This window comes from Streptomyces sp. NPDC001157 (assembly GCF_053598255.1).
Genome location: NZ_JBSFJW010000022.1, coordinates 124,615 through 144,243 on the forward strand (window position 1 = coordinate 124,615; position 19,629 = coordinate 144,243).

20 protein-coding genes and 1 pseudogene are annotated in these 19,629 nt (G+C 67.9%); 10 read left to right on the forward strand and 11 right to left on the reverse strand.

Features of this window, described 5'->3' with window-relative positions:
• Positions 1-34: 34 nt before the first annotated feature.
• Positions 35-418, forward strand: a complete 384-nt coding sequence (locus ACWDAG_RS31285; protein WP_450698890.1) for a hypothetical protein — start codon at positions 35-37, stop codon at positions 416-418.
• A gap of 226 nt (positions 419-644) precedes the next feature.
• Here ACWDAG_RS31285 and ACWDAG_RS31290 read toward each other — a convergent pair whose 3' ends face one another.
• Positions 645-968: a hypothetical protein gene (locus ACWDAG_RS31290; protein ID WP_450698891.1), complete on the reverse strand. Its 324-nt coding sequence runs from the start codon at positions 966-968 to the stop codon at positions 645-647.
• A gap of 320 nt (positions 969-1,288) precedes the next feature.
• Here ACWDAG_RS31290 and ACWDAG_RS31295 point away from each other — a divergent pair.
• The 3 genes and pseudogenes from ACWDAG_RS31295 to ACWDAG_RS31305 all read left to right on the forward strand — a co-directional run.
• Positions 1,289-1,495 (forward strand): annotated as a pseudogene (locus ACWDAG_RS31295) (DNA mismatch repair protein MutT); the annotation flags it as partial.
• A gap of 282 nt (positions 1,496-1,777) precedes the next feature.
• The gene (locus ACWDAG_RS31300; protein ID WP_450698892.1) at positions 1,778-2,608 is read left to right on the forward strand and encodes a hypothetical protein; all 831 of its coding nucleotides are present in this window, start codon (positions 1,778-1,780) and stop codon (positions 2,606-2,608) included.
• A gap of 115 nt (positions 2,609-2,723) precedes the next feature.
• Positions 2,724-2,891 carry a hypothetical protein gene (locus tag ACWDAG_RS31305; RefSeq protein ID WP_199931950.1) on the forward strand — a complete coding sequence of 56 codons (168 nt, stop codon included), beginning with the start codon at positions 2,724-2,726 and terminating at the stop codon, positions 2,889-2,891.
• A gap of 23 nt (positions 2,892-2,914) precedes the next feature.
• Here the strand turns inward: ACWDAG_RS31305 and ACWDAG_RS31310 are convergent, their stop codons facing one another.
• The gene (locus ACWDAG_RS31310; RefSeq protein WP_450698893.1) at positions 2,915-3,262 is read right to left on the reverse strand and encodes a metal-sensitive transcriptional regulator; all 348 of its coding nucleotides are present in this window, start codon (positions 3,260-3,262) and stop codon (positions 2,915-2,917) included.
• Between the two features lie 224 nt (positions 3,263-3,486).
• Here ACWDAG_RS31310 and ACWDAG_RS31315 point away from each other — a divergent pair, with 224 nt between their 5' ends.
• Together ACWDAG_RS31315 and ACWDAG_RS31320 are read left to right on the forward strand one after the other, a co-directional pair.
• Positions 3,487-4,107, forward strand: a complete 621-nt coding sequence (locus ACWDAG_RS31315) for a DUF47 domain-containing protein (protein WP_450698894.1) — start codon at positions 3,487-3,489, stop codon at positions 4,105-4,107.
• A 7-nt stretch (positions 4,108-4,114) separates the two neighbouring features.
• Positions 4,115-5,113, forward strand: coding sequence for an anion permease (locus ACWDAG_RS31320; protein WP_450698895.1), 999 nt, complete (start codon positions 4,115-4,117; stop codon positions 5,111-5,113).
• Positions 5,114-5,581: 468 nt separating this feature from the next.
• On the opposite strand, the gene pstB is transcribed toward ACWDAG_RS31320, so the two are convergent.
• The 4 genes from pstB to pstS form a co-directional block, all read right to left on the reverse strand.
• On the reverse strand, positions 5,582-6,358 hold the full coding sequence (pstB, locus tag ACWDAG_RS31325) for a phosphate ABC transporter ATP-binding protein PstB (protein ID WP_450698896.1): 777 nt from the start codon (positions 6,356-6,358) through the stop codon (positions 5,582-5,584).
• Positions 6,359-6,399: 41 nt separating this feature from the next.
• Complete coding sequence (gene pstA, locus ACWDAG_RS31330) at positions 6,400-7,455, reverse strand: phosphate ABC transporter permease PstA (protein WP_450698897.1); 1,056 nt, start codon at positions 7,453-7,455, stop codon at positions 6,400-6,402.
• Positions 7,452-8,456 carry a phosphate ABC transporter permease subunit PstC gene (gene pstC / locus ACWDAG_RS31335; protein ID WP_450698898.1) on the reverse strand — a complete coding sequence of 335 codons (1,005 nt, stop codon included), beginning with the start codon at positions 8,454-8,456 and terminating at the stop codon, positions 7,452-7,454. Before pstC ends, pstA begins: the two co-directional genes overlap by 4 nt.
• Positions 8,457-8,594: 138 nt before the next feature.
• Positions 8,595-9,719, reverse strand: a complete 1,125-nt coding sequence (gene pstS, locus ACWDAG_RS31340) for a phosphate ABC transporter substrate-binding protein PstS (protein WP_450698899.1) — start codon at positions 9,717-9,719, stop codon at positions 8,595-8,597.
• Positions 9,720-10,062: 343 nt separating this feature from the next.
• Here pstS and ACWDAG_RS31345 point away from each other — a divergent pair, with 343 nt between their 5' ends.
• Positions 10,063-11,619 (forward strand): FAD-binding oxidoreductase, encoded by a 1,557-nt coding sequence (locus ACWDAG_RS31345; protein ID WP_450698900.1) that lies wholly within the window; start codon positions 10,063-10,065, stop codon positions 11,617-11,619.
• A gap of 118 nt (positions 11,620-11,737) precedes the next feature.
• Here ACWDAG_RS31345 and ACWDAG_RS31350 read toward each other — a convergent pair whose 3' ends face one another.
• The 5 genes from ACWDAG_RS31350 to ACWDAG_RS31370 form a co-directional block, all read right to left on the reverse strand.
• Positions 11,738-12,439 carry a phosphatase PAP2 family protein gene (locus tag ACWDAG_RS31350; protein ID WP_450698901.1) on the reverse strand — a complete coding sequence of 234 codons (702 nt, stop codon included), beginning with the start codon at positions 12,437-12,439 and terminating at the stop codon, positions 11,738-11,740.
• 232 nt (positions 12,440-12,671) lie between these two features.
• Positions 12,672-13,679 (reverse strand): C40 family peptidase, encoded by a 1,008-nt coding sequence (locus ACWDAG_RS31355; RefSeq protein WP_450698902.1) that lies wholly within the window; start codon positions 13,677-13,679, stop codon positions 12,672-12,674.
• Positions 13,680-13,754: 75 nt separating this feature from the next.
• Entirely contained in the window at positions 13,755-14,528 is a 774-nt protein-coding gene (locus ACWDAG_RS31360) for a trypsin-like serine peptidase (RefSeq protein WP_450698903.1), read from the reverse strand.
• A 443-nt stretch (positions 14,529-14,971) separates the two neighbouring features.
• The gene (locus ACWDAG_RS31365; protein WP_450698904.1) at positions 14,972-15,652 is read right to left on the reverse strand and encodes a hypothetical protein; all 681 of its coding nucleotides are present in this window, start codon (positions 15,650-15,652) and stop codon (positions 14,972-14,974) included.
• A gap of 72 nt (positions 15,653-15,724) precedes the next feature.
• Complete coding sequence (locus ACWDAG_RS31370; protein WP_450698905.1) at positions 15,725-16,312, reverse strand: hypothetical protein; 588 nt, start codon at positions 16,310-16,312, stop codon at positions 15,725-15,727.
• Between the two features lie 363 nt (positions 16,313-16,675).
• Here ACWDAG_RS31370 and ACWDAG_RS31375 point away from each other — a divergent pair, with 363 nt between their 5' ends.
• From ACWDAG_RS31375 to ACWDAG_RS31385, 3 genes are all read left to right on the forward strand, one after another.
• Positions 16,676-18,046, forward strand: coding sequence for a S53 family peptidase (locus ACWDAG_RS31375; protein WP_450698906.1), 1,371 nt, complete (start codon positions 16,676-16,678; stop codon positions 18,044-18,046).
• Between the two features lie 217 nt (positions 18,047-18,263).
• On the forward strand, positions 18,264-18,548 hold the full coding sequence (locus tag ACWDAG_RS31380; protein WP_450698907.1) for a hypothetical protein: 285 nt from the start codon (positions 18,264-18,266) through the stop codon (positions 18,546-18,548).
• A 752-nt stretch (positions 18,549-19,300) separates the two neighbouring features.
• On the forward strand, positions 19,301-19,609 hold the full coding sequence (locus ACWDAG_RS31385) for a hypothetical protein (RefSeq protein WP_355155411.1): 309 nt from the start codon (positions 19,301-19,303) through the stop codon (positions 19,607-19,609).
• Positions 19,610-19,629: the final 20 nt, after the last annotated feature.

Genomic DNA, 19,629 nt, shown 5'->3' on the forward strand with positions numbered 1-19,629 from the left:
GCGTAGTCACGCCTTCACAATCGAGGATTCGCCTGTGCCGAACCTGGAAGAGCTTGCCGGAAGAGTAGTAAGGGATCTATCTGCAGGGTTTGACAAAAAACCCTTCATCACGTATTCGAATCCAAACGAGGAAGGTTTTGCAGAAATCTTCCTCCGGGATGAATCGGGAATGACAGTGGGCTTCGGTGTAGACCCGCTGGCGCCCGAGGTGGAAATCCTCTACGAAATGGCCTATCGGATCCCAACCATCTATGTCGAGTTCTATTCCGTGGGGCTTCCTGTGGTGCCCGGGACAGAGCGACCTGCCGAACCGAAAATTATCGATGGCGCGGTTTTTTGGGAAGATCCGAGCGAACAGGGGACATGGTCGTGCCTGGTTGGTGAATACAGGTTGGACCGCGGGCACGAGAGCTCGTAATCGCGTGGGCGTCATCGCCGATTGTGGGCGTCGATCTTGTTGGAGCCAAAGGAATCGCAGCGCAGGTAGGCCGCAGTCTCGAAGTAGACTGCGGCCTCCGTCGTTCCTGGGGCTGCTGACTGTTCTACGGTGATTCCGATGGGCGCCGGCGCTACGCTGGCCGGCCGGCTTCGTCGGCGTGACGGGGAAGGTGAGCTGGCAGGTGGCGGCGGGCGCCTTCAGCTCTTCACACAGCAGAGGGCGGTCCTGGCCTGCGTCGGCGGTGATGCGGTAGGTGATCAGAAGGGGGCTGGCGTCCCTGAGTCCGAGTGCGGCGCTCGTCCGGGTACGGGGTGCGGGCGGTTACGTGCTCGGTGAACGAGAGACTGGGTGCGGCCTCGGCGAGCTGGCAGTACAGGTCGCTGACTTCGACGTCGGGCTGCTCGGCCACGGTGGGCACCTCGACGGCGGTGGCCATGGGGATCAGGACACGGTGAGCCGTGCGGGTACCGGTCACCCGGTCGTAGAGCATGCGGTCGACGCTGATGGCGTCCTGGTCCTGCTGGCCCAACAGGGGGCGCGGGGCGCCCGTCGAGTGCGGTCCTGCTGACAGCGGGCGGTTCCGCCTCGGCCGTCCCCGGAAGGCTCCAACTCCCCTTCGCTGTACGGTGGATAGTGCGGTCCACGCTGGTTGCGGGCATGCCTTGGCTGGAGGCAGGTACGACCGTTCCCCTGCCTTGCTGGGACTCGGCCAGTCCCATGTTCCGCAGCTCGGCGACGGCAGCGCGCGGTGGCCTTGCCGACGCTTCGTCGGCCATGCGTTCAACGACCTGCATGTACATGGCTGGACGACGCTCAAGGTGCTCTCGGGCTGCCATGGCGTGCCCCGCCGAGCTGTCCACCCTGCGCCACTTCGCGGGCGGCCGCCCCAAACAGATCCGTTACCGGGCGGCAGAGGCGGTCTCGGGCGGCTTCACTCCCACCACGGAGGTGGACCGCATCCTGTGGCTCTCCCCCGCCGCGGCCCGCAGCCGGCTGACCCAGTACCGCGACCGCACCCTGGTCGACGAACTGCTGACGACGTTGCGTCACGCCTGAAGGCTCACATGCCCTTCGGCGTCCGCCCGGGCCTGGCTGCGCGCTCTGCGGGCCGGCCCGCGCCAGCCACAACTGCACCGAGCAATACAGAACCGGCCCTGTTCGACCGTCGTCGTGCGATGTTCCTGCTGCGCCACGTGACAACGTTACCCACCCCGAGGCTGCATTCATCAGCCGCCTCCGGCAGCGGAGCCGGTATGCGCGTGACGACCCCACCCAGCCGTCGTTATCCGGAACGACAGGGGGCCCGTGACGGACGTACCGGCTGGGGGTAGGCAGGCGATGGCGGAGCGGCAGCGCAGGGGGACGGTCGTCACGGCAGGACTCATGGTGTGTGTCTGCATGGGGGCCGGCGGATGCTCCGGCACCGGGTCCGCCGCCGAGGACCCCCGCGCCTCCGACCCCGTCGAGACCCTGCACCGCGCCGCCGAAACCCTGGTGGCAGCGAGCAGTTCAAGGGCGACCACGTCGATGGAGATGGCCATCGGCGGCACCCGCGTCACCATCCGCGGCGAGGGCGACTACGACTACCGCCGGCAGCTCGGCCGGCTGAAGGTACAGCTCCCGCAGAGCCCGGCCGGCACCGACGACCACCGCCCGATCACCGAACTCCTCGCGCCCGGCGCCCTGTTCATGAAGAACCGGGGCGCGGGGGTGCCCGCCGACAAGTGGGTACGGGTGGACACGGCCACCCTCTCCGACGGCAACCTGGTGACCGGCGGCGCCACCGACCCTTATGCCGCGGCCGAGTTGCTGCGCGGGACGCGCAGGGCGACGTATCTCGGCCGGAGCGAGTTCGCCGGCGTCGAGGTGCGGCACTACCGCGGCACCGCCGACCTCACCCTGGCGGCGCGGCACGCCTCGAAGGGCGTGCGGGAGGCCCTCGCCGCGGCGGCGAAAGGGTTCGCCACGGCCGAGGTCCCGTTCGACGTCTACCTCGACGACCAGGGCCGCATCCGCAAGATCCGGCACCGGTTCAGCTTCGTCAACGGCCTCCAGAAGGGCACCGTCGCGGTCGCCTCGACGACGCTGCTGTACGACTTCGGGGCCCCCGTCGACGTACGGCTGCCGGCCTCGAAGGACATCTACGCAGGCAAGATCGCCGAGCAGTAGACCGTGCTGGAGGATGAGTGACGGGCGTCAAGAACTAGCCCGTCCGTGCCATGCGCGGTGTGTAGGCCGCTCCCTACTCTAGGAAGTCGGTAACGGCAGAGATGAGGTGATGCACGTGGCTCCGGTCGGCGGTACGGCAGTTCAGGACCACGTGGCCCTCGCCGAGATCGAGCTGTGCGGAGAGCTGATCATCGCGGCCTCGGCCGCGGAGGACCGGCTGAGCCTGGAGAGCATCGACGAGGTGCTGAAAGTGGCCGAAGAGCGCGACGCCTCCGGCGACTAGCCGGAGGCCCCGCACCGGCAGGTTCAGGTGCGCAGCAGCCGGGCGATCGCCTTCGTCGCCTCGTCCACCTTGGCGTCGATCTCGTCACCGCCCCTGACGGCAGCATCGGCGACGCAGTGCCGCAGGTGTTCCTCCAGGAGCTGCAGCGCGAAGGACTGCAGGGCCTTGGTGGAGGCGGACACCTGGGTGAGTATGTCGATGCAGTAGATGTCCTCGTCGACCATCCGCTGCAGTCCACGGATCTGGCCCTCGATCCGGCGCAGGCGCTTGAGGTGCTCGTCCTTCTGCTTGTGGTAGCCGTGCGTCGCGTTCGTCACGTTCTGCATGCTGTCGTCGGAGGGCGCCGTCGCGCCGGCCTCGGTGGTCGTCATCGCGTCCTCCCGTAAGACATGCGGACATATACCCCTGGTGGGTATATGGTATCGAACTTTGCTGGGTATACGGCCCTTGTCCCCTGCCGGGACCGGGTCTGCGTACCGCCCCCGTGCCGACCACTGTGCCCGATGGGCGACACTGGGGGACGGCCCATTAGCCGTGGCCGGATGATGCGCCTAGCATCAGCCTGACCGAAACCGAAGCATCCCGAGGACCCCACGTGCGCTTTCGTCTGACCCCCAGGGAGACGAGCTTCTATGACATGTTCGCCGCATCCGCGGACAACATCGTCACGGGCTCGAAGCTCCTCATGGAACTGCTCGGGGCGGACGGACCTGCCCGGGCCGAGATCGCAGAGCGTATGCGGGCCGCAGAACACGCGGGTGACGACGCCACACATGCGATCTTCCACCAGCTGAACTCCTCGTTCATCACGCCCTTCGACCGCGAGGACATCTACTCCCTCGCCTCGTCCCTCGACGACATCATGGACTTCATGGAGGAGGCCGTCGACCTGGTCGTCCTCTACAACATCGAGGAACTTCCGAAGGGCGTCGAGCAGCAGATCGAGGTCCTTGCCCGAGCTGCCGAGCTGACCGCGGAGGCCATGCCGAACCTTCGCACACTGGACAATCTGACCGAGTACTGGATCGAGGTCAACCGCCTCGAGAACCAGGCCGACCAGATCCACCGCAAGCTGCTCGCGCATCTCTTCAACGGCAAGTACGACGCGATCGAGGTGCTCAAGCTCAAGCAGATCGTGGACGTGCTGGAGGAAGCGGCGGACGCGTTCGAGCACGTGGCGAACACGGTGGAGACCATCGCCGTCAAGGAGTCCTGACCCCTTCATGGACACCTTCGCTCTGGTCGTGACCATCGCGGTCGCGCTCTTCTTCACCTATACGAACGGCTTCCACGACTCGGCGAACGCGATCGCGACGTCCGTCTCGACGCGGGCGCTCACGCCGCGGGCGGCGCTGGCGATGGCCGCGGCGATGAACATGCTGGGTGCGTTCCTCGGCAACGGCGTGGCCAAGACGGTCAGTGAAGGCCTGATCGAGACGCCCGAGGGCTCCCGGGGAATGGGCATCCTCTTCGCGGCGCTCACCGGCGCGATCGTGTGGAACCTGATCACCTGGTACTTCGGCCTGCCCTCCTCGTCCTCCCACGCACTGTTCGGCGGCCTGGTCGGCGCGGCGCTCGCGGGCGGGACCGAGGTGCTCTGGAGCGGCGTCCTCGACAAGGTCGTCATCCCGATGTTCGTGTCGCCGATGGTCGGCCTGGTCGCCGGCTATCTGGTGATGCTGGCGATCATGTGGATCTTCCGTCGGTCCAACCCGCACAAGGCCAAACGCGGTTTCCGCATCGCCCAGACCGTCTCGGCGGCGGGCATGGCGCTCGGCCACGGCCTTCAGGACGCGCAGAAGACGATGGGCGTGGTCGTGATGGCACTGGTCATTTCCGGCCACCAGACCTTCGCCGACCCGATTCCGGTCTGGGTGAAGATCGTCTGTGCCCTGATGCTGTCCCTCGGCACCTACGCCGGCGGCTGGCGCATCATGCGCACGCTGGGCCGCAAGATCATCGAGCTCGACCCCCCGCAGGGCTTCGCCGCCGAGACGACCGGTGCGTCGATCATGTTCACGACGGCGTATCTGTTCAAGGCCCCCATCTCGACGACCCACGTCATCACCTCGGCCATCATGGGCGTCGGCGCGACGAAGCGGGTGAACGCGGTGCGCTGGGGCGTCGCCAAGAACATCATCCTGGGCTGGTTCATCACCATGCCGGCGGCCGCACTGGTGGCGGCGGGCTCCTTCGGGATCGTGAACCTGGCGTTCCTGTAGGGGGTTCTTCGCCCCCGCCGCCCCTACCCGTCCCGTCCCGGGGGCCAGCCCCCGGACCCCCGCTCCTCAAACGCCGGAGGGGCTGATTTGTGCCGACCCGGGCCTGGTCTTTTCTTTGACCGGGGCCTGATCTCTTTCCTACGCCGGGCTTGATCTCTTTCCTACGCCGGGGCTTGATCTTTCAGCCGGGCGGGGCTGACCTTTCAGCCCGTCCATGGCTTCATCCTTCAGCCGGGCGGGGCCCGATCCTTCAGCCCGTCCATGGCTTCATCCTTCAGCCGGCTGGGGCCCGATCCTTCAGCCCGTCCGGCGTTTGAGGACGAGGCCCCTTAAGGGCCGGAAGCGGGGGTCTGGGGGCGGCAGCCCCCAGGTGGTACGACGACGGGCCCGCCCCCGGGAGCCAGGGGCGGGCCCTTCATCGTCCTCGCGGTGGCACCGCCATGCAGCACCGCGAGGGGTCTTGAGGGATCAGCCGAAGCGGCCGGAGATGTAGTCCTCCGTCGCCTGGACCGACGGGTTGGAGAAGATCCGCTCCGTGTCGTCGATCTCGATCAGCTTGCCGGGCTGCCCGACCGCCGCCAGGTTGAAGAACGCCGTACGGTCGGAGACACGTGCAGCCTGCTGCATGTTGTGCGTCACGATGACGATCGTGAACCGGTCCTTCAGCTCACCGATCAGGTCCTCGATGGCGAGCGTGGAGATCGGGTCGAGGGCCGAGCAGGGCTCGTCCATGAGCAGCACCTTCGGCTCGACCGCGATCGCCCGAGCGATGCACAGACGCTGCTGCTGACCACCGGACAGCCCCGAACCGGGCTTGTTCAGCCGGTCCTTGACCTCGTTCCAGAGGTTCGCGCCCTTGAGGGACTTCTCGACGACGTCCGCGAGCTCGCTCTTCTTGTACGAGCCGTTCAGACGCAGACCGGCCGCCACGTTGTCGAAGATCGACATCGTCGGGAACGGGTTCGGCCGCTGGAACACCATGCCGACCTCGCGCCGCACGGACACCGGGTCTATGCCCTGCCCGTACAGATCCTCGTCGTCCAGCAGCACCTTGCCCTCGACCCGGCCGCCGGGCGTGACCTCGTGCATACGGTTGAGCGTGCGCAGGAACGTCGACTTGCCGCAGCCGGAGGGACCGATGAACGCCGTCACCGAACGGGGCTCGACGGTCATCGAGATGTCTTCGATCGCCTTGTGGGCGCCGTAGTAAGCGGTGAGTCCGCTTACGTCGATTCGCTTGGCCATGATTACGTCACTTCCAGAATTCTCGGTCGCATATGGCCGCGTCAGCGACCGGTCTTCGGGGCCTTCCAGCGGGCGATCGCCCGGGCCACCAGGTTCAGGATCATCACGAAGGCGATCAGCGTGAGCGAGGCCGCCCAAGCCCTGTCGTACGACGTGTCCGCACCTGCCGCGTACTGCTGATAGATGTACAGCGGCAGCGACTGCTGCGCACCCTCGAAGGGGTTGTTGTTGATGAACCGGTTGCCGAACACCAACAGCAGCACCGGCGCCGTCTCACCGGTGATACGGGCGATCGACAGCATGATGCCGGTCATGATGCCGCCGATGGAGGTCGGCAGAACCACCTTGAGGATGGTGCGCCACTTCGGGACACCGAGCGCCAGGGAGGCTTCGCGCAGCTCGTTCGGGACGAGCTTGAGCATCTCCTCCGTGGAGCGCACGACCACCGGCATCATCAGGATGGCCAGGGCCAGCGAACCGGCGAAGCCGAAGGGCTCCATCTTGAAGATCAGCATGAGGCTGAGGATGAACAGACCCGCGACGATCGACGGGACACCCGTCATCACGTCGACGAAGAAGGTGACGGCCCGGGCGAGCCTGCCGCGGCCGTACTCGACCAGGTAGATGGCCGTGAGGATGCCGACCGGCGCGGCGATCAGCGTGGCGAGGCCGACCTGCTCCAGGCTGCCGATGATCGCGTGGTAGATGCCGCCGCCCGGCTGGGAGTCGGCGACGAGGCCCATCGAGTGGGTCAGGAAGTAGACGTTGAGGACCTTCACACCGCGCGAGATGGTCACCCACACCAGGGAGACCAGCGGGACGACGGCGATCAGGAAGGCGACCCAGACCAGGCCGGTCGCGATGCGGTCCTTGGCCTGACGGCGGCCCTCGACTCGCGCGGAGATGCCGTACGTGGCGACCAGGAAGACCAGCCCGGCGATCAGGCCCCACTGGACCTTGCTGTCGAGGCCGGCGGCGGCGCCGATACCGGCGGCCACGGCCACGGAGCCGGCGGCGATCGCCCAGGGCGACCACTTGGGCAGGCTGGCACCGCGCAGCGTGCTGGCGGGCTTTTCGGCGATGGCGGTGTGGCTCATGCGTTGGCCCCCGAGTACTCCGCACGGCGGGCGATGATCATGCGTGCCGCGCCGTTGACCAGCAGGGTGATGACGAACAGGATCAGACCGGAGGCGATCAGCGCGTCACGGCCGAACTCGTCCGCCTCGCCGAACTTGCTGGCGATGTTCTGTGCGAAGGTGCCGCCGCCCGGGTTGAGCAGGCTGCCGTGGATCAGGAAGTCCGGGGAGAGCACGGTCGCGACGGCCATCGTCTCGCCGAGCGCACGGCCGAGGCCGAGCATCGAGGCGGAGATCACACCGGAGCGGCCGAAGGGCAGGACGGCCATGCGGATGACCTCCCAGCGCGTGGCGCCGAGGGCCAGCGCGGCCTCCTCGTGCATCTGCGGGACCTGGCGGAAGACTTCGCGGCTCACGTTGGTGATGATCGGCAGGATCATGATCGCGAGCAGGATGCCGACGGTGAGCATCGAGCGCGGGGCACCCTCGTCCCAGGAGAGGACGCCGGTCCAGCCGAAGTAGTCGTTCAGCCAGCCGAAGAGGCCGTTCATGTGCGGAACGAGGATCAGCGCGCCCCAGAGGCCGTAGACGATCGACGGCACTGCGGCGAGCAGGTCGATCACGTAGGCGACCGGGCCGCTCAGCCGACGCGGGGCGTAGTGCGTGAGGAACAGCGCGATGGCCACCGCGATCGGGACCGCGAGGACCATGGCGATGATCGAGGAGATGATCGTGCCGTAGGCCAGGACCGCGATGCCGAAGGACGGCGGCTGGATGTTGGTGTTCCACTCGAAGGTGGTGAGGAAGTTCCCGTGGTCCTTGCTGATGGCGAGGGACGCACGGTAGGTGAGGAAGACCGCGATCGCGGCCATGATCACCAACAGGAAGATGCCCGACCCGCGGGAGAGACCGAGGAAGATCCGGTCACCGGGTCGGGTGGCGCCGCGAGCCGCGCGCTTCTGTTCGGCGGTGGGCTGCGGGGCGGGGGGTGGAGTGTCAGTTATCTCTGTAGAGGTATCCATCGGGTTCTCCGGTCTGCGGAACCGCACGCGGAGTGCGGTTCTGCGAAGCCGTACGCGACGTACGGCTCGTGGCGGCGGTGCACCGGACGATGTGGTCCGGTCCCGGGTTTTCAGGCCCGGGACCGGACCACACTCGGATTAGCTCAGGCCCTCGATGGTGGTGCGGACCTTGGCGATGATGTCGGCGGGGATGGGGGCGTACTTCAGGCCCGGCAGCAGGCCCTGGCCGTCCTCGGAGGCGATGTAGCGCAGGAACGCCTTGGTGGCGGGCAGGGTGTCCGCCTTGTTGCCCTTGTCGCACACGATCTCGTACGTGACCAGGGTGATCGGGTAGGCGCCGTCGGCCTTGGTGGTGTAGTTCAGCTTGAGCGACAGGTCCTTGCCCGTGCCCACGACCTTCGCGTCGGCGATGGCCTTGGTGGCGCTGTCGCTGCTGGGCGCGACCGGGGCGCTGGCACCGGTGTTGATGCTGGCGGCCTTGACGCCCTCGCCGACGTAGGACAGCTCGAAGTAGCCGATGGCGCCGTTGGTCTGCTTGACCTGGGCGGCCACACCGGAGGACTGCGCGGCGGACTGACCGCCCTTGGCCTGCCAGGCCTTACCGCCGGAGTACTTCCAGTTGTCGGGCGTCGCGGCGATGAGGTACTTGGTGAAGTTGTCCGTGGAGCCGGACTCGTCCGAGCGGTGGAACGCCTGGATCTTGAGGTCGGGCAGCTTGGCGGACGGGTTCAGCTTCTTGATCGCCGGGTCGTTCCACTTCGTGATCTTGCTGTCGAAGATCTTCGCAATGGTCGGAGCGTCCAGGACCAGGTTGTCCACGCCGGACAGGTTGTAGCCGAGCGCGAGCGGGCCGCCGACCATCGGCAGGTCGATGCCCTGGCCGCCGGAGCAGACCTTCTTCGAGGCGGCGACGGCGTCGGGCTTCAGCGCCGAGTCGGAACCCGCGAAGGCGAGCTGGCCCTGGGTGAAGGAGGTGACACCCGCACCGGAGCCGCCGGCCTTGTAGTTGATCTGCACGCCGCAGGCCTTGGAGAACTGCGCCACCCACGCGTCGATCGCGTTCTTCTGCGCGGACGAACCGTCGGACAGCAGCTGGCCCTTGGCGTTGTCGCACTTGATCGAGCTGGCGTTGCCCGTCGAGGACGCGCTTGCGCCGCCGCCGCTGCTGGTGTCGTCCGAGCCGCACGCCGTGAGGACCAGGGCGCTCGACGCGGCGATGGCACCGAGGGCGATGGCCCGCCGATTCATGCGCTGAAGCTTCACTTGAAAGAGTTCCTTCCAGGAGCCGCCGTCCTGAATTCGGCGGCGTGCGAGGTTGAAGTCCCGGCGACACGGGACGCACCTTCCCCGAGGCACGGCCCACATCGCGTAAGGCCGAAATTAGGCAGACCAGGTGAAGGCGCCTACGGCCGGAAATGAACGGAAGGTGAACCCCTGCCGACGGTGTGGTTAGGTCACGGAATGCTCACGGGGAGGGCACACATAGGTTCCGGCTCCGCGGATGTCAGACTCCCCAACTCCACGGTGACACAGGAGTGACAATCCCGCCGGAACCCGTGTGGTCGGCGAGCCGTCTCGTTCCCCGAGAGCGATCGGGAGGCAGAACATGGAACGTCGTACGTTCATAGGAGGCGGCGCGGCCGCGATGGCGGCGGTCGCCACGGCCGGGTGCAGGGCCGGGGTCGCCGACGCGGGCACCGGCGCCGCCTCGTCGTCCTCCTCCTCCGGTACGGCGATCAGGTCCCAGTCCGCGGCGGCCGCCCCGGCGAACTGGACCGCGCTCTCCCACGACCTCGACGGCGCCCTGATACGACCGGGCGAGGCGACCTGGTCCACGGCCCGCCAGCTCTACAACACCCGCTTCGACGGCCTGAAGCCGGCGGCCGTGGCCTACGTCGCCCACGCCGACGACATCCGGACGACCCTCGCCTACGCCCGCGCCCACAACATCCGGGTCGCGATCCGCAACGGCGGCCACTCCTACGCGGGTTGGTCCTCCGGCAACGGCAAGCTGATCGTGGATGTCTCGAAGCTGAAGCAGATCCGGGTGAGCGGCGGCCAGGCCGTCGTCGGCGCCGGTTCCAAGCTGATCGACGTCTACCGGGCGCTGGCCGCGAAGGGCGTGACGATACCCGCGGGCTCCTGCCCCTCGGTCGGCGTCTCCGGCCTGGTCCTGGGCGGCGGCCACGGCGTGGTCTCCCGGGCGTACGGCCTGACCTGCGACAGCCTCACGCAGGCCACCCTGATCACGGCGGACGGCAAGCAGCTCACCGCCGACGCGACGACCAACAAGGACCTGTTCTGGGCGCTGCGCGGCGCGGGCAACGGCAACTTCGGCGTCGTGACGGAACTGCACTTCAAGACCCACCCGGCACCGCAGGCCGTCTCCGCGTATCTGACCTGGCCCTGGTCGAAGGCCGCCGCCGTGGTGAAGGCCTGGCAGGAGTGGGGCCCCGACCAGCCCGACGAGATCTGGTCCTCCTGCCACCTGGAGAACGGCGGCTCGCCCACCGTGTCGGTCGCGGCGTTCTCCATCGGCACGTACGGCGAACTGCAGAACGCCCTCGACCGCCTGGTCTCGGCGGTCGGCGCGCCGACCCGCAGCGAAACGCTCAAGCGGCACACCTACGAGGGCGCGATGGAGGCGTACGCGGGCTGCTCGTCCTTCGCCACCGAACCCCAGTGCCACCTCCCGGGTTCCACCCCGAACCGCAACCCCCAGGGCTCCCTGAGCCGGGAGACCTACACGGCACGCTCGGACTTCTTCGACCGCTCGATCTCCTCGGCGGGCATCCAGACCCTGCTGCGGAACATCGGCTCGGTCCCGGGCGGCGCGGGCAGCATCGCGCTGACGGCCCTGGGCGGCGCGGTCAACCGCGTCTCCCCCACCGCGACGGCCTTCGTCCACCGCCGCTCCCGGATGCTGGCCCAGTACCTGGCCTCATGGCGCGCCGGCAACACGGGCTCGTCGGCCCAGACCTGGCTCACCAACACCCACGACGCCATGCGCCCGTACGCCTCCGGCGCGGCCTACCAGAACTACACGGACCCGACCCTGACGAACTGGCGCCAGGCGTACTACGGCGACGCGGCATCCCGCCTGACGACAGTGAAGAAGCAGTACGACCCGAACCGCTTCTTCACATACCCCCAGGCGCTGTAGCAGACCCGCGGAGCCTGCCGGCAGTCGTGCCGCTGGGGCGGCTCCCGACCCAAAGAGGGCGGCACCCCGCAAGCGCGGGCAAGCGACACCCCCGTACGTCAGCCCCGCCCCGCCGCAGCTATGCCGCCAGGTCCCGCTCCTCCGCCGCTTCCTTGCGGGCCCCGGGAATCAGCGAGCTCTGCCCTACAGCCGCCCGCCCCCGGGCCCGAACCAGCCACCCACCCCAAGCCGACCCCTCGACAGCCTTCACCAAGGGCGTCAGCAACAACATGGCAACCGGCGAAAGCAACAACGCCACAGCCGTCCCGAGCGCAAACCCCCCGACCACATCAGTCGGGTAGTGCACGCCCATATAAACCCGACAGAACCCCTCAAGCAGCGCCAGCCCGATCCCGATCATCCCGAACTTCCGGTTGGCGACAAACACCCCCACCGCCATGGCCATGGTGATCGTCGCGTGATCGCTCACAAACGAGAAGTCGGTCTTCCCGGACACCAGCACATCAAGCCCGTCGTGCGTCCGAAACGGCCGAGGCCGCTCGACGAACCCCCGTATCGGCACATTCACCAGCACCGCCAGCGCGCCGGCCACCGGCGCCCACACCAACGCGGCCACGGACGAAGCAGCGTCCTCGTCCCCCCGCCGCCGCACGGACCACCAGCACCACACCACCAGCAGCACCATGGCCAGCAGCAGCCCGTACTCCCCGACGAAGGAGACGACCCGGTCGAACCAGTGCGGCGCGTCCTTGGCCAGGCCATTGATGTCGTAGAGCAGGTCGACGTCGGGGTTCGACCCGGATTCGGCGAGTCCAGCCATGGTGCTGCGGCCCCTTCGTCGTCTGCGGCCGGACGTACTCGCGCACGCCCGCTTACCCACCCCCGTGGTTGTAGGTCACGTCGCGGACAGCCACCGGGATGACTGTCGGATGACTACGAGAACAGGAACGCACGGTCCCAGTTACTACGTTCCACACTCCACCGAATGATCACGCAGACGTTATCGAAGAGAGACTCATCTCCGCAGCTCAGGGGGTGGGTTCACGCTCGGTTCACACCGTGGTGGGCAGTGCTTTCGCGCCATCTTCGGTGACTCGCGTGGCGCCGAAGTACTCAGAGGTGTCAATCGGGTCGAACCGGATCACCGCACCGGTCCTCGGTGCGTCGATCATGTACCCGCCCCCCACATAGATCCCCACATGGTGGATGGCCCGGGAGTCGGTGGGGTCCTTGGAGAAGAAGACGAGATCGCCGGGCAGAAGCTCGTTCCTCTTCGGGTGCGGCCCGGCGTTGTACTGGTCGTTGGCGACTCGCGGCAGCGTGACCCCGACACTCTCGTACGCGGCCTTCGTCAGCCCCGAGCAGTCAAAACGCCCGTCGTCCGCGGCGGTCCCGTTCCCGCCCCACAGATAGGGCGTCCCGAGCTTCTTCTGCGCGTAGTAGATGGCCCCGGCCGCCTGCCTGCTGGGATCCACCCGGCTGACGGGCGCGGCGAAGCTCTCCTCGAGCGTCGTGATCGTCTTGACGTAGTTCTGGGTCTCCCTGTACGGCGGCACGCCACCGTACTTGATCACCGCGTACGACCCCGCGTTGTACGAGGCGAGCATGTTTTCAGTCAGATTCCCGGGTACGTCCTTGACGTACGAGGCCAGCTGGCAGTCGTAGGAGGCGGCGGACGGGATGGCATCCGCCGGGTCCCAGACGTTCTTGACCCCGTCCCCGTTGCCGTCGACGCCGTGCGTGGCCCAGGTGCCGGGGATGAACTGCGCTATCCCTTCCGCGGCCGCCGCGCTCCTGGCGTTCGGGTTGAACCCGCTCTCCTGGTAGAGCTGGGCGGCGAGCAGTGCGGGGTTGAGGGCGGGACAGAGGTTGCCCCACTTCTGCACGATGGCCGAGTACGCGGCGGGCACGGCCCCCTTGGCCAACGCCTTGGTACCGCCGCCCACCCCGTTGATGAGGTTCCCGGCGACGACGTACACCCCGACGACGAGCAGCATCACGAAGGACAGAGCAGAACCGACGGCAACGCCGGCCATGACCCACGCCTTACGCACCGTCAACCGCCCCTCGCCGCCCGGGAGTCCGATAGCCCAGGTCAGTCTAGGGGCGCGTCCCGTGTTCCGGGAGGTCAGAGATCAGCCGGTCGCATCCCGATACAACTCGGCCGCTTCCGCTCCGAACACGACGCTGTACGAGATGTCGTCCGTGAACCCGCCCTTCTCGTGCCCGCCCAGGATCCCGACGACCGCCTTGTCCCCGTTGACCCAAGGACTCCCGCTGGTTCCTCCGGAAAGGCGGGGGCAGTAGATCCGCTGCTGGGTACGGCTGTGCACGGTCGGCCGGTTGGTGCAGCTGACGGGCACTTCCCGGGTGTTGGGATACCCGGTGATGGTGACGGCGGTCGCCCCGGTCGCCATCCCGGCCACGAAGGGGTTGCCACCGACGGCGTCCTCGACGCCCTTCCCGCCCTTGTTCTCGACGACGGCAAAGGCGACGTCACTGTCCTCGCGCTGCCCCTTGGCCCATCCGTCGGGCAGGAACACCTTCCGCACCGTCCACACCCCGTACGGCGCCCGGCCGGCCCGGTACCCCGGCACGAAGACGAGGTCCCCGTCCCTGCTCCCGCCCAGGCAGTGGGCCGCGGTGACGATGAGATTGCGGCGCGGGCTGTACACGACGGACGCGGTGCAGAAGTGCCCGCCGGCCAGCGAGGATCTTCGGCCCGCGTCGAAGAGGGCTCCGACCTTCCTCGACTGCGCGTTGTCCCCCGCGACAACGGTCACACCGAGGGGACCCGGCCCGTCGTTCGCCTTGGCGAGGGAGGCGGACGTGAGCGCGGGCACGAGGAGCACGACGGCCGCGCACAAAGGACTGCTCATACGCCTGCTGATGCGTGAGATGCGCTTCATCGGCAGCCACTGTGTCCGATGAAGGTGAGAAAAAGGTCTGCCGTTCACTTGGATCTCTCCGTGAACGGCCCTTCTTCCGATTGCGGCCCCGGCTGCGGACGGCGCGGGGAAGCGCCGTACACCGGGAAACCGTCGGTGGCGACCTCACTGCCGATCGGCTGGGGCAACGGAAGGGCCCGCAGCACGACAGCCAAGTGCTTCGACACGGACATGGCTCGCTGCCTCCGTCTCTCCGCCGCTTCGGGGTCGCCTCCACCGTACGGTGCGGCCACCGACCCCGCCTTCCGTGTCATGCCCCACGGGCGCTCGCGCAGCGCTTCTGCGCCGCGATTCCACCTTCGCCACAAGACCCTCCCTTCACTCTCCGAACCCACACCATCACATTAGGCCACAGGAGTGACATCGGGCCCGCACAAGCTTCCGGGCACGTCTCATCCGGTTGCTCAGGAGTCCAACAGCGTCCCCGGCAGGTCGAACTCCTTCGTGGCGCCCGTGGTCGGGTTCACCCGGGTCACCGTCTTCTCGGTGTAGAGCAGCCAGCCCGCCGAAGTGGGGGTGAGCCCCAGGGCCGACGCCACGCCCTTGACGCGGGCTCGGTGGAGTTCCTTGCCGGTGGTGGCGTCGAGTTCGACGAGTTCGGTGTCGTTGCCGGTGGATGCGGCGATCACGATCGAGGAGCCCGTGGCGGCCACCGCATCGGCCCGGCCGCCCTCCACCGAGACAGTGGTGGCAGCCGCGTTACGGGTCACGGTCGTCCGGACGGCGCCGGAGCGGCCGGACGACGGGGAGCCGACGATCACCGGGCGGCCGCCGGGGCAGGCGAGGTTGTTGATGCCCACGCCCTTCGGCGAAGGTACGGGGGCCACCTTGCCGTCGGTCAGATCGGCGACGTAGAGCTTCGCGTCCCCGACCAGGCAGACCTTGTCCGAGGCCGGGTCGGAGGCAGCGAGGCCGATGGTGCCCGGGATCTTCAGCTCACGCTTGGTGGTCCAGTCGGACGGGTCCTTGACCAGCACGCTGGACGCGGCGCTGCTGCCCGCCGACTTGCTGTCCGGCAGCCCCGCCACCTCGGCGACCAGGGTCCTGCCGGGCAGGGTGCGGCGCAGCCGCTCGTCACCCGTCATACCGTCGAGACTGTGATCCTTGCGGTTGACCCTGCATCAGGACGGCTGCGCGGACGCGCCGGCGAACCCCGCTCAGCCGCTCACACCCGATTTGCCCCCGGACGGCGTGACCGCATACCACTGCCCCTCCTTCCCCTGCCCGTTCAGCTGCCCCACCCCGGTATCGCCCACATACCGATACAACGGCCACCCCCCGAGGGTGAGTTGTTTCCTGCCGTCGCGGTGGACCGTACCGAGAAGGCTCTTCTCGACGCCCACGGTCTGCACGGAGTCCGACACGATGACAGGGATCCACGTCTTCACGCACTCACCCGCACACGTCCACCTGGACGGGTTCGGTCGATCCCTGTCGTAGCGGTAGAGGGTCGCCCCCTTGCCGTCGGTGACCACGCTGCCCCCGCCCTTCACGGCCTCGGCCCGCACCAAGGCGGTCGTGCCGTCGTCGGCGGGTGCGGGGCTCGCGGGTGCCGAGCTCGCCGGAGCCGAGCTCGCCGGAGCCGACGCAACAGGCGCGACGCCGGCGGCGCTCGCGCCGGACGCGCTGCTGTCCGACGCATCGCACGCCGCCAGCAGGAAGGCACAGACGAGCCCTGCGGCCGAAGCGAGGACGATGCGGTGCTGGATCACTGGGTTGCCGTTCTTCGGGGTCGCCATCCACATGCCAACTACATACGTCGGGCAACTCCCGCCCTCTCAGGCACCCATCCCACATGACGCAGACTTGACCACCACCCCGGCCCGGACAGGACCGGCCACCCGTCGGACGCGACGCGCGTAAACCTGTCTCCCACCTGTCCGAATACTGTGCGCGAAGTCAAGCCACCCCCAACCCCCCTCCATCGCCGCGCCATTGAGCAGCAATCCCCCAAGCCCCTTCAGTAATGCGGAAGTCAGAATTCCGAAACTGCCTTGTTTGTCGCGTACTCAACAAGCGATGGTCTACGCGGGTCGCCGCCCCTGCCGAGAACGCCCGGCAGTCCCCCCACCGCAGGCCTCTGCCCACCACTTTCAGGAGGCTGTACGTTGCGTACGACCACCCCCAACTCCCCCCACAGATCCGGTAGATGGCGCCACATCGGTTCGGCCGCCGCGGCCACCGCGGCGCTGGTCCTCGCCGGATTCGGCACCGCGGTCCAGGCGAACGCCGCCACCACAGCCCCGGCCGCTCACAAGGTCAGCACCAAGGCGATCGCCGCACAGGTCGCCAAAGCGCACGTGCAGTACACGAAGGCCTGTGGCGCCACCCCGAAGAAGGGTTACGCCGCCTGCAACGCCCTGCGCGTCACCGGCGGCACCACCGCCTTCATGGAGAGGCAGGCCGCACTCAAGGGCGTCGCCCCCAAGACCATCCAGCCGAACGCCGCTCAGGACGACCCGACCGGGTACGGCCCGTCCGACATCCAGTCGGCCTACGGTCTGACGGACGCCGCCTCCTCCAACGGCTCCGGCGAGACCGTCGCCATCGTCGACGCCTACGACGACCCGAACGCCGAGGCCGACCTCGCCACCTACCGCGACCACTACGGCCTGAGCTCCTGCACCACGGACAACGGCTGCTTCTCCAAGGTCAGCCAGACCGGCTCCACGACCTCCCTCCCCTCCGCCGACAGCGGCTGGGCCGGTGAGATCTCCCTCGACCTCGACGTGGTCAGCGCGACCTGCCCGAACTGCAACATCCTCCTCGTCGAGGCGAAGTCGGCGTCCGACGCCAACCTGGGCACCGCGGTGAACGAGGCCGTCAAGCTCGGCGCCAAGTTCGTCTCCAACAGCTACGGCGGCTCCGAGTCCTCGTCCGACACGACGTACGACTCCTCGTACTACAACCACCCGGGCGTAGCCATCACCGCGAGCGCCGGCGACAGCGGCTACGGCGCCGAATACCCGGCGGCCTCGAAGTACGTCACGGCAGTCGGCGGCACCAAGCTGTCCACGTCCTCGGGCAGCCGCGGCTGGACCGAGAGCGTCTGGAACACCAGCAGCACGGAGGGCACCGGCTCCGGCTGCTCCTCGTACGACGCGAAGCCCTCCTGGCAGACCGACACCGGCTGCACCAAGCGCATGATCGGTGACGTCTCCGCCGTCGCCGACCCCGCCACCGGCGTCTCCGTCTACGACACCTACGGCTCCGACGGCACCGGCTGGAACACCTACGGCGGCACCAGCGCCTCGTCCCCGCTCATCGCGTCGGTCTACGCCCTCGCTGGCACCCCGGGCAGCAGCGACTACCCGGCGCAGTACCCCTACAACGCGGCCGGCACCTCCGCCCTCAACGACGTGACCAGCGGCAGCAACGGCTCCTGCTCCACCAGCTACTTCTGCACCGCGAAGTCGGGCTACGACGGCCCGACCGGCTGGGGCACCCCCGAAGGCCTCGGCGCCTTCACCGCGAGCTGACAGCAGCACGCGACAGGACCACCCCGTCGGGTCACGGGGAGCCGCCGGAACGAGGAGTACGTGGGGCCTCCTCGGCGGCACGGAAAGGGAAACGGGTCACGGCAGCCGGCCGCGGCCCGTTCTCCCGTCCGCCCCGACGTTCGTACATGACAGCGCATCGGGCACCATCTTCCGGAGAACGTCGCCGTCCCATCCACGACGCCCCGGGGGAAACCGCATGAAGCGCACGCTCGCAGCCCTGCTCACCGTCGCCGCACTCACCGCGCCACTGGCCGGTTGCAGCAGCTCGTCGAAGAACGTCACCGGCACCGTCGTCAGCAAGAACACGGACCACGAGTGCAAGACGAAGAAGAAGGGCACCAAGCGGACCCGCAGCTGCCACACCGAGTACGAGCTGATGGTCCGCCCGAAGGGCGGCGACGAGCAAGAGGTCGACGTCAGCTACAGCGCGTACAACAACTGCGTCGAGGGTTCGACCTACCCCAAGTGCACCACGCGCTAGCGGAGCAGCCACGGCCGACGCCTGATGCAACTCCCGGGAACCACCTGCGAGTTGTGCAAAGCCTCAGACGTTGTGTTCGGTAAGCCCGGAAGTCAGGGAGGCCGCACGATGCATCGCACTCCCCTCCGACAGACCGACCGGCCGCCGCGGCTGGCGTCGTATCACCACCGCGGCGGCCGCCACGCGACCCCCTGCGCGGCAAGGACGGGCGTCACCCCCAAGGCCACCGACGCCACCACCCCCTCCGACTACAGCCCTGTACGGCGGCCAGCGGCAGCTGCTCCACGACCTACCTGTGCACCGCCCGCTCGCGGTACGACGGCCCGACCGGCTGCGGCACCCCGGAGGGGTCTCGGCCTCCACGGGCTGACTGCCTGACTCTCCGTCACCGAGCGGGCCGCGGCCAGCACCGCGGCCCGTTCCCCGCACCGGATACTCTTCATCTGTTCGTCCGTCACCCGGAGAACATCGGCACGACCCCTCACCCGACCCACGGTCGGGAAGATGCAGGCCATAAGAGGGTTCAACGACGGAACCGCACCACAGGTTCCGCCCAGGTCCCACTCAGGCCTCATTGCCCGGCGTGACCTGCCGTGATACATAGAGTGACCTAACAGCTATTCGTACGAAACCCGCCAATCAATGACGCCAAGTCGACATACGACGGCGACATCGTCGGCGAGAATGGGCTTGACCTCTGCACCCGCAGAGGACTGCGGAACCGGAACAACCCACCAGGGGCGGTGACTTACATGTTCTTCGCAGCCGACAAGGGCGACATCAACACCATCATCGGCGGGATCGCTCCGGACTGGGGCCCCTTCGGCAGCCTGGGCAACGAGGCGAAGGTGATGATCGAGGTGGTGATGGCGGTCGCCATTCTCCTCTGCCTCGGCATCGCCGTCTGGGGCGCCGCGAAGCAGCGCATCGGCGCGACCGCGCTCCGCGACACGTTCAGCGCGGAACAAGGCAAGGGCCTCATCATCGCCGGTCTGACCGGGGTATTCATCATCGGTTCACTGGGCACGCTCTTCACCATCGTGTACGGCATGGCCGTCTAGCCCTCCCCTTTCACCCCACC